Here is a 14,216-nt window from a genome sequence, read left to right on the forward strand (position 1 = left end):
CCGCGTGACACCGCGCGGCGTCCCAGCCGAGGAACAGACTGACCGTGAGCGACCTCCGCAAACCGCCTGATCCGCAGGCCCCGCACCTTCCGGCGGACGCCCTGCCGGTACCGGTGGAGACCGGCCCGGCGGCCACCGGGGCGGCCGCCGTCGAAGCCGACGCCGGCGGCGCCGCCGAGCCCGGCGGGCCGTCGCCCGTCGGCAGGCTCACCGCGACCGTGGAGCGGCTGCGCCGCGAGGTACGGGCGGCGCAGGCGGAGGCCGACGGGCGCGCCCTGATCGAACTGGCGAAGGGCATCCTGGTCGAACGGCTGCGCTGCGGCCCGGCGCAGGCGGCACGGCAGTTGGCCGAGCTGGCCGGTCAGGCCGGGGTGACGCCGCTGGAGTTCGCGGTCGACGTCATCAACCAGGCGGCCCGCGACCGGCTCTCGGAGGTGACCGCGGCCTTCCTCGCGGCCACCGCGGCCGACGCCCGGCCCGCGGAGCCGGCGGACGGCCACTCCTCGGCCGTACGGCTGCGGGCCGCCGAGAGCGGCGCGCTGGCCGCCCACGACACCCAGGCCGTCGCCGACTCCCTGCTGGAGCACGCCCTGACGCCGCTCGGTGCCGAGGCGGTGGCCATCTGGGCGCTGGGCACCGACGGTTCGCTCGCCCTCGCGGGCACCGCGGGGTTCCCCGCCGCCGAGGCCGGGCGGTGGCGGCACGTGCCGCCCGGTGTGACGACCGTGGCCCGCCGGGGGCTGGCGGAGCGCACCGGCCACTGGATCCGCAGCCTGGCCGAGACCGGGATGCCGTCCATCGGCCAGCACCAGCATCCGGAGGGCGGCCGGGTCGCCGTACCGGCCGGGACCGGCGGACGGATCCACGGCGTCCTGGAGATCGCCTGGCCCACCCCCCTGGACCCCCCTCCCCCGCCCGTCGTCCGCCAGATCGAGCAGATCGAGGCACTGGCCGAGCTGTGCGCGCACACCCTGGAGAGCTACGCCCGGCATCACCCGGACGGCGCCGACAACGCGCGCGTACTGCCCGACGTGACGGAACTGATGGACCTGGCCGACGGGCTCCACGACCCCGCCCTGGTTCTCGTCCCGGTGCTGGACGTCGACGGGGAACTCGCCGACTTCCGCATCCACCACGTGAACAGCCGCTTCCTGGACCCGGCCGGCCGCCCCCGGGGAGTCGTCAACGGGGCCCTGCTGCTGGAGACGTACCCGGTGGCCGCCGGGCACAGCGAGCTCTTCGAACGGATCGAGCGCGTCCACGCCACCGGTGAGCCCTACCGTGCCCATCGCATGCGGCTGACCGCGCTGGTCGACGAGGTTCCGCTGGCGGCGGTCGCCGACATCAACATCAGCCGGCACGGCAGCTGCGTGCTGCTCGTCTGGCGCATCGAGGACGAGACGGCCCGGCTGGCCAGCCTGCTCCAGCACGCGCAGCGCCTGGGCCGCATCGGCGGCTTCGAGGAGAACCTGCTCACCGCCGAGATCACCTGGAACGGGCAGCTGTACGAGCTGTACGGCAGGCCTGTCTCCGATGTGCCGGTGGCGCTGGAGGACCTGGCCGCGCATGCGCATCCGGACGACGCCGTGGCCATCGGACGGTTCCTGCGCACCCTGCTGCACCACCGCCGGGCGGCGTCCACCTCCTTCCGTCTGCAGCGGCCGGACGGGGTCACCCGGCACATCCGGGTGGTGGCCGAGCCGGTCCTCGACTCGGACGGCCAGCTGTACGTCGTACGCGGCGCCTACCAGGACATCTCCGCCCAGCACTGGACCGAGGTCGCCCTCGCCGCCACCCGCGACCAGCTCGCCCACACCGAGCAGGAGGCCAGCGAACGCAACCGTCTCACCCTCCAGCTGCAGCACGCCATCATGCCGCCCGCGCAGACCCTGGCGATTCCCGGGCTGGACCTCGCCGTGCGCTACCGGCCGGCGGAGACCCAGCACCTGGTCGGCGGCGACTGGTACGACGCGGTCGTGCTGCCGTCCCGGATGGTGCTGCTGTGCGTGGGGGACGTCGCCGGACACGGCATCGACGCGGCCACCAGCATGGTGGTCCTGCGCAACGCGCTGCGCGGGCTCGCCGTGACCGGCGCCGGGCCGGCGCAGCTGCTGTCCTGGCTCAACATGGTGACCCACCATCTCACCGGCTCGGTCACCGCCACCGCGGTGTGCGGCCTGTACGACCCCGACCGGCACACCCTGCGCTGGGCCAGGGCCGGGCATCTGCCGCCCGTCCTGGTCCGCGGCGGCGAGGCGGAGCCGCTGCCCCTGGTCCGGGGCCTGCTGCTGGGTGCCGTGCCGGAGGCCGAGTACCAGGAGCACGAGGTGCAGCTCGCGGTCGACGACACCCTGCTGATGTACACGGACGGCCTGATCGAACGCCGTGACCGGTCCGTGGAGGAGTCCCTGGCGCAGTTGCTGAAGGCGGCGCGCACGGTGCCCCCGGCCCTGGACCAGCAGGTGGACCGGCTGCTGACGCACAGCCGGTCCGACACCGACGACGACACGTGTGTGGTGGGCATCCGCGTGGCTCCATGACTGCCGGGGCCACCACCGGGTACCCGCCCGGTGGAGGTGCCCGATGTTCGAAGCAACCGACATCCGTGAGTGGCGCGGTCATGACGTCGTCGACGTCGCCGGGCACAGGATCGGCGTCCTGGAGTCGGTCTACGTGGACACCACGACCGACAAGCCCCGCTTCGTGACCGTGACGGTCGGGCTGCCCACCCGCCGCCGCCTGGTGTTCGTCCCGGTCGCCGAGGCGACCGTCGGTCCGGCGTACCTGAAGGTCGCGTACCGCAAGGACGTGGTCAAGAAGGCCCCGTCGATCGACACCGACGGCGAACTGCCGGCCGCCGGGGAGCCCGCGGTCTTCGCGCACTACGAACTCGACTACGTCCCGGGTGCGGGCGGCGAGCGCCGCCTGGCCCGCCGCTGACCCACCGAGCCGTCCGGGAGAGCCGATGAGCCTGTTCCTGCTCCTGATCCTCGTGGCCGTCGTCCTCGGCATCGTCGGGTTCGCCGTCCACGGGCTGTTCTACCTGCTGGTCATCGGTGCCGTCGTGCTCCTCGCCGACCTCGGCTACGCGGCGTACCGCCTGCGGCGCGGCGGCCGGCGCCACCGCCTGGCCCGCTGATCGCCCGTACCCACCGACAGCAGGTACCGACAGCAGGATTTACTAACAGCAGGTTGAGCAGTCCGGACTGTTCAACCTAGCGTTAGTACATGTGAAGGCAGACACGGCCGCCGGTGACGGCGGCATACGCGACCTGAGCGACGCCACCCGGCTCGCTTCCGACCTCCGGCTGGCGGTGGGCCGGGTGACGCGGCGGCTGCGGCAGGCGCACGCCGTGGGGGACGTGTCGCTCTCGGGTGTGTCCGTGCTCGCACGGCTCGCGGCCGAGGGCCCGGACTCCCCGACCTCCCTCGCCGAGACGGAGCGGGTGCGGCCGCAGGCCATGGCGAGCACCCTCGCCCGGCTCGAACAGCGCGGCCTGGTCCGTCGTACCCCCGACGCCGCGGACGGGCGGCGGAGCATCGTGGCCGCCACCGACGAGGGGCGGGCGGTGCTCGCCGAGCGGCGCTCCGAGTCGGTCCAGCGGCTCGCGGAAGTCCTCGACACGTTCTCCGCGCAGGAGCGCGCGACGCTCGGGGCGGCCCTGCCGCTCCTCGACCGGCTGGCGGAACGGCTGTGAGCGGGCGCGGGTGGTCCGCCGCGCTGCGCTCGGCCCGCCACCAGGACACCCCCGCCGGGCCCGGTTACAAGTGGGTCGCGCTGTCGAACACCACACTCGGCGTGCTGATCGCCACGATGGACGCGTCGATCGTGATCATCTCGCTCCCGGCGATCTTCCGCGGCATCGGGCTCGACCCGCTCGCGCCGGGCAACATCGGCTACCTGCTCTGGATGATCCTCGGCTATCTGCTGGTGTCCGCGGTGCTGGTGGTGGTGCTCGGGCGGCTCGGCGACATGTTCGGCCGGGTGAAGATCTACAACCTGGGCTTCCTGATCTTCGCGTGCGCCTCGGTGGCGCTGTCGCTCGATCCGTTCCGCGCGGGGGCGGGCGCCCTGTGGCTGATCCTGTGGCGGATCGTGCAGGCCTTCGGCGGGTCCATGCTCACCGCCAACTCGGCCGCCATCCTCACCGACGCCTTTCCGGCCCGGCAGCGCGGCATGGCCCTCGGCATCAACCAGATCACCGCGCTGGCCGGGCAGTTCCTCGGCCTGCTGGCGGGCGGGCTGCTCGCCGTCGTCGACTGGCGTGCCGTGTTCTGGGTGAGCGTCCCGGTCAGCATCACCGGCACGATCTGGTCGTACCTGAGCCTGCGGGAGACCTCGGCGGGCCGCCCCGGCCGGGTCGACTGGCTCGGCAACCTCACCTTCGCGGCGGGTGCCGGCATCCTGCTGGCCGGGATCACCTACGGGATCCAGCCCTACGGGGACAGCGCCACCGGCTGGGGCAACCCGTGGGTGCTGACCGGCCTGATCGGCGGCGTGGCCCTGCTGCTGGCCTTCTGCGTCGTCGAGACGCGGGTCGCCGAGCCCATGTTCAACCTGGCGCTCTTCAGGAACCGGGCGTTCGCGGCGGGCAACGTGGCCGCCCTGCTTACCTCGATCGCGCGCGGCGGCCTGCAGTTCATGCTCATCATCTGGCTGCAGGGCATCTGGCTGCCGCTGCACGGCTACGACTTCGAGGACACCCCGCTGTGGGCCGGCATCTTCATGCTCCCGCTGACGCTGGGCTTCCTGATCGCGGGACCGGTGTCCGGATACCTGTCGGACCGTTTCGGCGCGCGGTTCTTCTCCACCGCGGGTCTGGTCGTCGTCACCGCGTCCTTCCTGGGGCTGCTCGCCCTGCCCGTCGACTTCGACTACGGGCTGTTCGCGGCGCTGCTGCTGCTCAACGGCCTCGGCCAGGGCATGTTCTCGGCACCCAACACCTCCTCGATCATGGGCAGCGTGCCGGCCGAGTACCGGGGCGTCGCCTCGGGCATGCGGTCCACCTTCCAGAACTCCGGTACGGCCCTGTCCATCGGGGTGTTCTTCTCCCTGATGGTGTCCGGGCTCGCCTCCTCGCTCCCGTCGACGCTGAAGAGCGGCCTCATGGCGCACGGCGTGCCGGCCGCCTCCGCCGCGCACGCCGCGTCGCTGCCGCCGGTGAGCACGCTGTTCGCGACGTTCCTCGGCAACAACCCCATCCAGCACCTGCTCGCCTCGGAGGGCGTCCTGGACCATGTCACCGCGGCCCAGCGGTCCGTCCTGACCGGCCACACCTTCTTCCCACAGCTGGTCTCGGGCCCCTTCCACCACGGGCTGGCCATCGTCTTCGGCGTGGCCGCCGGCATGGCCCTGGTCTCCGCCGTGGCCTCCGCCCTGCGCGGCGGCCACCGGCCCGCACCGGACCACCAGGAGCCGAAGGACCGGACCGCGGCGCGTACGGCACGGTCCGCGCACAACTCGCCGTCGTGACGAGAGGCGGGTGCCCCGGCGGAGATCCGCCGGGGCACCCGTCGTCCGTTCACCGGGTCACGGTCACGGATACGACTTGAGGTTCGCCACGTTGGTCGACGAGTTCGACGGGCCTCCGCTGTTGTCGATGACGTGGGTGATGGTGCCGGTGCCGCCGAGCGAGACCGTCACCATGCTGGTGAACCTGACGTTCGCGTTGGTCGGCGCCTCGATCGCGTGGTCGGCGACGACGCCCGGGTCGGTGCTGAAGTAGCAGTAGCTGCCGAGGCCGTACGCCTGGTGGCTGGTGACCGAGTCGGCGACCTTGTAGGCCGCGTAGCCCTTGGTCGAGCCGTTCATCCACGAAGACTGGTTCGGCGGGTCGTACGGCATCTCGTTCTGGTAGAAGTACGTCCTGCCGCCGTTGCCGTTCCAGAGCGTCTGGTACTTCTGGAAGTGCTCGACGAACAGGCCGTACATGGTCACGTTGTCGCCGTTGACGACGAGTCCGGTGTCGGCGGTGTTGCTGGTCCAGCCGACCCCGCTGCCGTGGTCGGCGCGCCAGATCCACATGTGGTCGCCGATGACGTTGTCGCTGTTGACGACCAGGCTCGTGGTGGCCTTGCCGACGCCCGCGCCGCCGACGCGGAAGTACACGTCGTGCAGCGAGGTCGGGTCGCTCGCGTGCGAGGCCGAGGAGCCGCTCGGGCCGACCTCCACCAGGGTGGCGGAGTTGGTGGTGCCGGCGTCGAAGAGCAGGCCGGCGATGTTGACGCCGTCGACGTCGGCGACCTTCATGGCGGTGATGCCGTTGTCCGGGACGAAGGTGGCGAGACCGAGGCCGAGGACGACGGTGTCGGCCCGGTTGATCTGCAGGGTCTGGTCCAGGTGGTAGACGCCCGGGGTGACCAGGAGGTTCTTGCCCGCCGTCAGGGCCGCGTTGATCTGGGACGCGGTGGCGCCCGGCTTCACGACGTAGAAGCTGTCGAGGGAGAGCGACGTACCGGCCGCCGAACCCGAACTCCAGCTGGTGCCGGAGGAGTTGGTGCGGGTGGACGGGACGAACACCTGGTAGTTGCCGGAGCCGTCGACGTACAGGAACGGCTTCTCGCGCGAGGTCGGGCTCTGCGCGACCGCGGTGTCCGGCGGGCTGGGGAAGGTGGTGGACGGGACGCCCGTGCTGCCGACGAAGACCATGTTCCAGTTGGAGCCGGTCCAGCTGCCGAGCTGCGAGTTGCGGGTCAGCCACTGCTGCTGACTGCCGGAGTTGACCTGGCCGTTGATCTGGCTGTCGGCGATCAGGCCGCCGCTGGACCAGCCGCCGTCGTCCAGGGCGAGGTTGCCGCGCAGGTGGACCCGGCGGTAGGCGGACGCCTGCGAGACCGCCCAGCGGTCGCTGCCGCCGGTCGGGTTGACCGAGAGGTTCTCGGCGCCGCGCCAGAAGTTCTGGGTGGCGTTGCCCTGGAACCAGTCGGCCTCCGCGTGCACCGCGCCGTTGATCGAGACCGCGTCGGGCGTCAGACCGAGGCCGAGGACCTGCGTGTAGAAGCCCACGTTGACGTCCGCGCTGTAGGCGCCGGGCTTGAACATCACGGCGTAACGCTGGGAGCCGAACTGGTTGGTCTCCTGCTGCGCGAAGATCGAGTTCAGCTTGTTCTGGATGGTCGACGCGGACATCGACGGGTCGAAGACGACCACGTTGGAGCCGAGGTCCGGGTTGGCCGACTGAGTCACCGGGACGACCTGGAACCGCTGGGCCTGCGTGCCGTTGCAGGTGTACTGCACGAACTGCACGCTGTCCGCGGTCGAGGCGCCCGGGTCGTCCAGGCACTTGCCGCTGTTGCGGTTGACGAAGTGGTAGGCGCCGCCGCCGTCGTCGACGGGCAGCCACTGCTGGTTGGTGCCGCCGCCCCAGGTCCACATCTGGACGGGCGCGCTGTCGGCCGTCGAGACGTTGGTGACGTCCAGGACCTCGTTGGTGTTGTTCGCGTTGTTGATGCGGACGTAGCCGTCGCTGGTGGCGGCGAGACTCCACTGCTGGGCGGTGGTGTTGTTGCAGGTGTACTGCTGGACGACGGTGCCGTCGGCGGTGGCGGCGGCCTTGGCGTCCACGCACTTGCCGCTGGCCGCGTTGAGCAGGGTGGTGTTGCCGGTGGGCAGCGTGGCGGCGGACGCGGGCGAGACGGCGCCCGCCGCGGTGAGCAGGGAGGCGGCGACAACGGCCACCGCTGCGGCGGCCGTTGCTCTGCGGCGCCGGGGAAGGGAAGACACTGGTTCTCCTTGGAGGCGGCTTGCGGAGGGGGTCAGCCGGTGTATCCGGCGAAGACGCGCGTGTAGTCCCAGTCGGACTGGCTCACGCCGGAGCAGCTGTCGGCGGAGCCGCCGGTGCAGGGCCGGTCGCGGTTGGCGGACCAGAAGGTGAGCCGGGCCAGGTGGTGCTGCTGGGCGTAGGCGAGGATGGTGCGGAAGTCGGCCACCGTCACCGTCTCGTTGTTGTCGGTGATGCCGTTCATGGACGAGATGCCCATGTCCCGGTAGGCGGTGTCGTCGCTGTAGCCGTATGCGTTCTTCAGCGCGTTCTTGAGCCCCTCGGCCGCCTGGGTGGTGAGGTTGCCCATGTTCTGGCCGGCGCCGCCGAAGTCGAACGGCATGATGGCCCAGGCGTCGACGGTCAGCCCGGAGGACGCGGCCCGGTTGATCAGGCTGGTGTCCGGGCCGCTCTGGCCGGTGCCGATGGTGATGTACACCTTCAGGCCGGAGTTGTTGGCCTTCACCGTCTTCAGCGCGTCCACGACCCGCTGCTGCACGGTCCCGTTGCTGTAGGCGTCGGCTTCGAGGTCGATGTCGATGGCCTTGAGCCCGCCGTAGGCGTTGATGACCTTCTGGTAGGCCGCCGCCAGTTCGCCCGCGCTGGAGCAGGAGCTCTCCAGCTTGTTGCCGCTGTAGCCGCCGAACGACGGGATGACGTCACCGCCGCCTGCGCGCACGGTGTTGACGGTCTGCTGGTCGACGCCGCCGGTCAGCGCCCGGCTGCCGTCCCACTGCGGGTTGCAGTAGCCGTTGCTGAGGACGAAGGCGAGCGTGTAGTACTTCACGCCGGTGGCGTTGGTGATGGTGGTCGGGCTCGGCGGGTCGCCCCAGCCGTTGTACAGGTACGGCGCCACGGCCATCGGCGACGACGGGGTGGTACCGCCACCGCCGGCCGCCGGGGCCGTCCACTTCTGGTTGGCGGTGCCGGCGCAGGTCCAGATCTGTATCCGGGTGCCGTTGGCGGAGGTGTTGCCGGTGACGTCCATGCACTTGTTCGCCTGCGGGTTGACGATGTCGTTCGCGGACGACACCGTCCACTGCTGGTTGGCGCCGCCGGTGCACGTCCACAGTTGCAGCGCGGCGCCGTCGGCGGTCGAATTGCCGGTCACGTCGAGACACTTGCCGAGGGCGCGGAGGGTGCCGTCGGTGCCGCGGGTCCACTGCTGGGCGGAGGTCCCGTTGCAGTCGTAGAGCTGTACGGCGGTGCCGTCGGCGGAGTTGGCGCCGGCGACGTCGAGGCACTTGCCGGCGAGGCCGGTGACGGTGCCGGTGGCGGCGTGCGCGGGAGCGACGGTGAGCAGTCCTGCGGACAGGGTCAGAGCGGCTATGGAGACAGCCGTGGGGAGAGTTCTGGCCATTGCGGGGGTGGCCTTTCACGCGGGGGGATGCAGCACGCTTCGTGCTCAACGCCCGTGTTGCCGTTGGGCGTCGAGCACATCCGCGAGGCTTTGTTTAAGGCGTGAAACTAAAGGTCCGGACCATCGGCGTCAAGGGGTGCGCGCGGAACCGCGCGATCAGCCACCTCGGACGTGCGCCCGGAGGCGGCCCGCGGCCCCCGGCGAGGTCCGCGCGGCTCAGACCGACGGCACCTCGGCGAACTGCGTCCGGTACAGCTCCGCGTACCGCCCCTGCGCCGCCAGCAGCGAGTCGTGGGTACCGCGCTCCACGATCTCCCCCGCTTCGACCACCAGGATCTGGTCGGCGGCCCGGACCGTCGACAGCCGGTGGGCGATGACGACCGCGGTACGGCCCTCCAGCGCCTCGGCCAGCGCCTCCTGGACGGCCGCCTCCGAGGTGTTGTCGAGGTGCGCGGTGGCCTCGTCGAGGATGACCACCCGCTGGCGGGCCAGCAGCAGCCGGGCGATGGTCATCCGCTGCCGTTCGCCGCCGGAGAGCCGGTAGCCGCGCTCGCCGACCACCGTGTCCAGTCCGTCGGGCAGCGACCGGACCACCTCGCCGAGCCGGGCCCGGTCCAGGGCCTCCCACAACTCCTCGTCCGTGGCCGCGGGCCGGGCGAGCAGCAGGTTGGCGCGGACGGTGTCGTGGAAGAGGTGGCCGTCCTGGGTGACCATGCCGAGGGTGGCGCGCAGCGAGCCGGCGGTCAGGTCGCGGACGTCGGTGCCGCCGATGCGGACGGTGCCCTGGTCGGCGTCGTACAGGCGCGGCAGCAGCTGGGCGATGGTGGACTTGCCGGCGCCCGAGGTGCCGACGAGGGCGATCGTCCGGCCGGGTTCGGCGCGGAAGGAGATGCCGTGCAGGACCTCGCTGCCGCCGCGCGAGTCGAGGACCGCGACCTCTTCGAGGGAGGCGAGGGAGACCTGGTCGGCGGCCGGGTAGGCGAAGCGGACGTTGTCGAACTCGACGGCGACCGGGCCCTCGGGGACCTCGCGGGCGTCGGGTTTCTCCTCGATCAGGGGCTTCAGGTCGAGCACTTCGAAGACCCGCTCGAAGCTGACCAGCGCGCTCATCACCTCGACCCGGGCCCCGGCGAGGGAGGTGAGCGGGGCGTAGAGGCGGGTCAGCAGCAGGGCGAGGGAGACCACCGCGCCCGGCTCCAGGGTGCCGCGCAGGGCGAACCAGCCGCCCAGGCCGTAGACCAGGGCGAGGGCGAGCGAGGAGACCAGGGTCAGGGCGGTCATGAACACCGACTGGGCGGTGGCGGTGCGTACGCCGATGTCCCGGACCCGGGCGGCGCGCGCGGCGAATTCCGCCGACTCCTCCTCGGGGCGGCCGAAGAGCTTGATCAGGGTGGCGCCGGGCGCGGAGAACCGCTCGGTCATCCGGGTGCCCATGGCCGCGTTGAGCTCGGCGGCCTCCCGCTGCATCCGCGCCATCCGGCCGCCCATCCGGCGCGCGGGCACCACGAACAGCGGCAGCAGCACCAGCGCGAGCAGGGTGATCTGCCAGGACAGGGTGAGCATCACCGCGAGCGTGAGCAGCAGCGTGACCAGGTTGCTGACGACGCCGGAGAGGGTGTTGGCGAAGGCCCGCTGGGCGCCGATCACGTCGTTGTTGAGACGACTGACCAGCGCTCCCGTACGGGTACGTGTGAAGAACGCGACGGGCATCCGCTGCACATGATCGAACACAGCCGTGCGCAGGTCGAGGATGAGGCCCTCCCCGAGCGCCGCCGAGAGCCGCCGGCCGAGCACCCCGAGCGCCGCCTCCGCGACCGCGACCAGCGCGATCAGCAGCGACAGGCGGACGACCGTGCCGGTGTCGTGGCCCGACACGATCGCGTCGACGACATGGCCGGCGAGCACCGGGGTGGCGACGGCCAGCAGGGCGGTCAGCACCCCGAGGAGGACGAAGCGGACTATGCCGGCCCGGTGCGGGCGGGCGAAGGCGGCGACACGGCGCAGCGTGGCCCGCTCGAAGGGGCGCCGCTCCTGCTGGGCGGTCATGACGCTGTGCAGCTGCGTCCAGGCGGTGGTCTCCATACTCATGAGGGAGAACGTAGGACCTCAAGCGTCGTTGAGGTCAATGTCCGCGCGCCGTCCCCCCGTACGAAGGACCCGATGAGCCCCGCGCAGCCCCCGCTCAGCTCCGCGAAGCCGCAGGTGGGCTTCCCGGTGGGCCTCCCCCCTCAGCCGCTTCCCGGCCGTCATCCGGCGTCTCCTCTTCCGCCACCCGCAGTTGGGCCGGCGCGGAAAACCTCTCCCGGTGTGACAGCGGTAAGAAACCCCGGCTTCCCTGAGAGCCGTCTCCCCCGGCTCGCCCGTCGTGTTCCCTGGCGGCACGTCCTCACGCTCGTTCCGCTCGTGCTGGTCGCGGTCATCGCGGTGCAGCACTGGCCGGTCCTCGTCGAGGGCTTCGGCCACCTGCGCGACGCCTCCTGGCCCTGGCTGCTCGCGGCCGCCGGTGCCACCTGCCTGACCTGGGTGGCCGCCGCCTTCACCCGGCAGGGCGCGGTGATCCAGCCGCTGCCCCGCTGGCGGCTGCTGGCGACCCAGCTCGCGGCGGGCTCGGCCAACCACCTGCTGCCCACGGGTCTCGGCTCGGGCGCGGTCAACCTGAGGTTCATGACCGTGTGCGGGGTGCCGCTCTCCACCTCCTCGGCCGCGCTCGCCCTGTACCTGCTCGCCGAGTCGATCGCCCGCGTGGGCCTGATGGCCGTGTTCTTCGTCGCCTTCCCCGACGCCCTGCGGCTCGACGGCCTGCTCCCCGACGGGGACGTCGGGCCGGTCCTGGCCGTCGTCGCCGGCGCCCTGGTCGCCGTGGCGCTGGCCGCGCTGCTCCTGGTCCGGCGGGTGCGCGAGCCGGTGTTCCGCTTCGTGCGCAGCGCCCTGGGCGAGGCCCGCTCGGTGCACACGCGGCCGTCCCGGGCGCTGGCCCTGTGGGGCGGCTCGCTGGCCTTCCCCGCGCTCCAGGCGGGCGGTCTGGTGGCGGTGGGGCGGGCCCTCGGCCTCGACGTGCCGCCCGCGCACATGGCGCTGGCGTACCTGGCGGCCACGGTCGCCGTCGCGCTGATCCCCACGCCGGGCGGCCTGGGTTCGGTGGAGGCGGCGCTGATCGTGGCGCTGGTGGCGGCCGGCGGCCCGGTGGCGGTGGCCACGGCCGTCGTCCTCGCGTACCGGATCATCACCGTGTGGGTGCCGTTGCTGCCCGGAGCCCTGACACTGGGAGCGCTGGTGCGACTGAAGGTCATCTGAGAGCTCGCTGCGGAGGAAACGCATGCCGGTCCGTCTGGAACGCAAGGGTCCCGTCACCACGGTCGTCCTGTCCCGGCCCGAGGTGCGCAACGCGGTCGACGGGCCGACGGCGGCCGAACTGGCTGATGCCTTCCGCGAGTTCGAGGCGGACGACGAGGCGCGGGTGGCGGTGCTGTGGGGCGAGGGCGGCACGTTCTGCGCCGGGGCCGACCTCAAGGCGATGGGCGCCGGGCAGGGCAACCGGGTGGCGCCGGACGGCGACGGCCCGATGGGCCCGACCCGGCTGCGCCTGTCCAAGCCCGTGATCGCGGCGGTCGCCGGGCACGCCGTGGCCGGGGGGCTGGAGCTGGCCCTGTGGTGCGATCTGCGGGTCGCCGAGGAGGACGCGGTGTTCGGCGTCTTCTGCCGCCGCTGGGGCGTGCCCCTGATCGACGGCGGCACGGTACGGCTCCCCCGGCTCGTCGGCACCGGCCGGGCGCTGGACATGGTCCTCACCGGCCGCCCGGTCCCGGCGGCGGAGGCGTACGAGATGGGCCTGGCCAACCGGCTGGTCCCGCCCGGCCGGTCCCGTGCGGCGGCCGAGGAACTGGCCGCCTCCATCGCGGCCTTCCCCCAGGCCTGCCTGCGCAGCGACCGCGCGTCGGTGCTGGACCAGGAGGGGCTGTCCGAGGCGGCGGCGATGGGCGCCGAGATCCGTCACGGCATGGGCGTGCTGGCGGAGGGCCTGGAGGGTGCGGCGCGGTTCGCGGCCGGGGCGGGCCGGCACGGCTCCTTCACGGGCGGCTGACCAGCAGGGCGGCGACGGCGGCACGGATGACGCGGGACGAAGGTGACCCCGCCGGCGTCGGGGACGGCGCCGCCCACCCGGTCCAGGTCGGCGGGGCCCGAGATCACGCCGAGGTCGGTGAGCCGGCGCACCGCGGATGCGGCGGTGCACACCTGGCCGTCCAGGCAGTAGGCGGCCTCTCCGGCGAGCCGCCAGGCGACGCAGCCGACCGGCCCGGAGCTGCTGTGCCGGGGCGAGTCGCCGGTGTGCGCGGGCAGGAAGGCCCCCGTGCCGTAGGTGCACTTGGCGCCGCCGGGTCCGGTGATCCGCCGGGCGAGGAGGGCGGCCTGCCGGTCCACGGCGAGGCCGGTGAGCGGCAGCTTGTCCCCGAACTCCTTCGTCGTACCGACGAACGTGGCGTTGTCGACGATCTCGGGGAGGCGTTCGGCGGACAGCCCGTACCGGTCGAGGGCCCGGGAGGACCACCGCACCCGGGCCAGGTCGAGGAGGTGGGTGCGGCTCGCGGTGGCGGCGTCGGTGACGTGGGCGCCGGTGAGCCGGTGGGCCAGCCAGGCGCCGGTGGTGGTGACGACGCCCTCGGTGGTGGGGTGGCGGCGGAGCCAGGCCATCTTGGGCGCGGCGAAGCCGGGGTCGAGCGGCGGGCCGGTGAGGGCGCGTAACTCCTCGGCGTGGGGTATGGGTTCGGCGCAGATGAGTTCGGCCCGGCGGTCCTGCCGGACGACGGCGTCGGTGAGGGGGCGCCCGGTGCCGGGGTCCCGGGCGAGGACGGCCTCGCCCTGGTTGGCCAGGCCCGGCGCGGTGACGGGCGCTCGCCGGCCTCGGCGAGCGCCCGGCGGCCGGCCACGAGCACCGACTCGTACAGCTCCATCGGGTCGGCCTCCACCCGGCCGCCGGGCAGGTGGCGGGTTCGCACGGTGAGGAATCCGGTGCCGACGACGCCCCGTTCGGGACAGATCACCAGGGCCTTGGTGCCGGACGTGCCCTGGTCGACCGCGAGCACCGGACCTGTCATCGG

10 protein-coding genes and 1 pseudogene are annotated in these 14,216 nt (G+C 72.6%); 7 read left to right on the plus strand and 4 right to left on the minus strand.

The window, feature by feature from the left end:
- Positions 1-44 precede the first annotated feature (44 nt).
- From AB0472_RS14245 to AB0472_RS14265, 5 genes are all read left to right on the plus strand, one after another.
- Positions 45-2,540: a SpoIIE family protein phosphatase gene (locus tag AB0472_RS14245; RefSeq protein WP_366356405.1), complete on the plus strand. Its 2,496-nt coding sequence runs from the start codon at positions 45-47 to the stop codon at positions 2,538-2,540.
- 43 nt (positions 2,541-2,583) lie between these two features.
- On the plus strand, positions 2,584-2,940 hold the full coding sequence (locus tag AB0472_RS14250; RefSeq protein WP_366356406.1) for a PRC-barrel domain-containing protein: 357 nt from the start codon (positions 2,584-2,586) through the stop codon (positions 2,938-2,940).
- 25 nt (positions 2,941-2,965) lie between these two features.
- On the plus strand, positions 2,966-3,139 hold the full coding sequence (locus tag AB0472_RS14255) for a hypothetical protein (RefSeq protein WP_366356408.1): 174 nt from the start codon (positions 2,966-2,968) through the stop codon (positions 3,137-3,139).
- Positions 3,140-3,230: 91 nt separating this feature from the next.
- Positions 3,231-3,698 (plus strand): MarR family transcriptional regulator, encoded by a 468-nt coding sequence (locus AB0472_RS14260; RefSeq protein WP_366356409.1) that lies wholly within the window; start codon positions 3,231-3,233, stop codon positions 3,696-3,698.
- Positions 3,699-3,721: 23 nt separating this feature from the next.
- A complete protein-coding gene (locus AB0472_RS14265) occupies positions 3,722-5,473 on the plus strand; it encodes an MFS transporter (RefSeq protein ID WP_366356550.1) in 1,752 nt (583 codons plus the stop codon).
- Positions 5,474-5,536: 63 nt separating this feature from the next.
- Here AB0472_RS14265 and AB0472_RS14270 read toward each other — a convergent pair whose 3' ends face one another.
- The 3 genes from AB0472_RS14270 to AB0472_RS14280 all read right to left on the minus strand — a co-directional run bounded on the left by AB0472_RS14270 (position 5,537) and on the right by AB0472_RS14280 (position 11,202).
- Positions 5,537-7,723, minus strand: a complete 2,187-nt coding sequence (locus AB0472_RS14270; protein ID WP_366356411.1) for an RICIN domain-containing protein — start codon at positions 7,721-7,723, stop codon at positions 5,537-5,539.
- A gap of 32 nt (positions 7,724-7,755) precedes the next feature.
- The gene (locus AB0472_RS14275; protein WP_366356413.1) at positions 7,756-9,120 is read right to left on the minus strand and encodes a ricin-type beta-trefoil lectin domain protein; all 1,365 of its coding nucleotides are present in this window, start codon (positions 9,118-9,120) and stop codon (positions 7,756-7,758) included.
- A gap of 216 nt (positions 9,121-9,336) precedes the next feature.
- Positions 9,337-11,202: an ABC transporter ATP-binding protein gene (locus tag AB0472_RS14280; RefSeq protein WP_366356552.1), complete on the minus strand. Its 1,866-nt coding sequence runs from the start codon at positions 11,200-11,202 to the stop codon at positions 9,337-9,339.
- A gap of 225 nt (positions 11,203-11,427) precedes the next feature.
- Here AB0472_RS14280 and AB0472_RS14285 point away from each other — a divergent pair, with 225 nt between their 5' ends.
- Both AB0472_RS14285 and AB0472_RS14290 read left to right on the plus strand, forming a co-directional pair.
- Positions 11,428-12,414, plus strand: a complete 987-nt coding sequence (locus tag AB0472_RS14285; RefSeq protein WP_366356414.1) for a lysylphosphatidylglycerol synthase transmembrane domain-containing protein — start codon at positions 11,428-11,430, stop codon at positions 12,412-12,414.
- A gap of 22 nt (positions 12,415-12,436) precedes the next feature.
- Complete coding sequence (locus AB0472_RS14290) at positions 12,437-13,201, plus strand: crotonase/enoyl-CoA hydratase family protein (protein WP_366356416.1); 765 nt, start codon at positions 12,437-12,439, stop codon at positions 13,199-13,201.
- A 32-nt stretch (positions 13,202-13,233) separates the two neighbouring features.
- On the opposite strand, the pseudogene AB0472_RS14295 reads toward AB0472_RS14290, so the two are convergent.
- Positions 13,234-14,213, minus strand: a pseudogene (locus AB0472_RS14295) (FGGY family carbohydrate kinase); the annotation flags it as partial.
- Positions 14,214-14,216: the final 3 nt, after the last annotated feature.

The sequence above is a fragment of the Streptomyces sp. NPDC086777 genome (assembly GCF_040702065.1).
In the GTDB taxonomy this organism is placed as follows: domain Bacteria; phylum Actinomycetota; class Actinomycetes; order Streptomycetales; family Streptomycetaceae; genus Streptomyces.

Excerpts from the sequence above, each read along its gene's own strand:
- AB0472_RS14250 (WP_366356406.1), top strand. The coding sequence starts at position 2,584 with ATGTTCGAAGCAACCGACATCCGTGAGTGGCGCGGTCATGACGTCGTC.
- AB0472_RS14255 (WP_366356408.1), top strand. The coding sequence starts at position 2,966 with ATGAGCCTGTTCCTGCTCCTGATCCTCGTGGCCGTCGTCCTCGGCATC.
- AB0472_RS14275 (WP_366356413.1), bottom strand. The coding sequence starts at position 9,120 with ATGGCCAGAACTCTCCCCACGGCTGTCTCCATAGCCGCTCTGACCCTG.
- AB0472_RS14280 (WP_366356552.1), bottom strand. The coding sequence starts at position 11,202 with ATGGAGACCACCGCCTGGACGCAGCTGCACAGCGTCATGACCGCCCAG.
- AB0472_RS14290 (WP_366356416.1), top strand. The coding sequence starts at position 12,437 with ATGCCGGTCCGTCTGGAACGCAAGGGTCCCGTCACCACGGTCGTCCTG.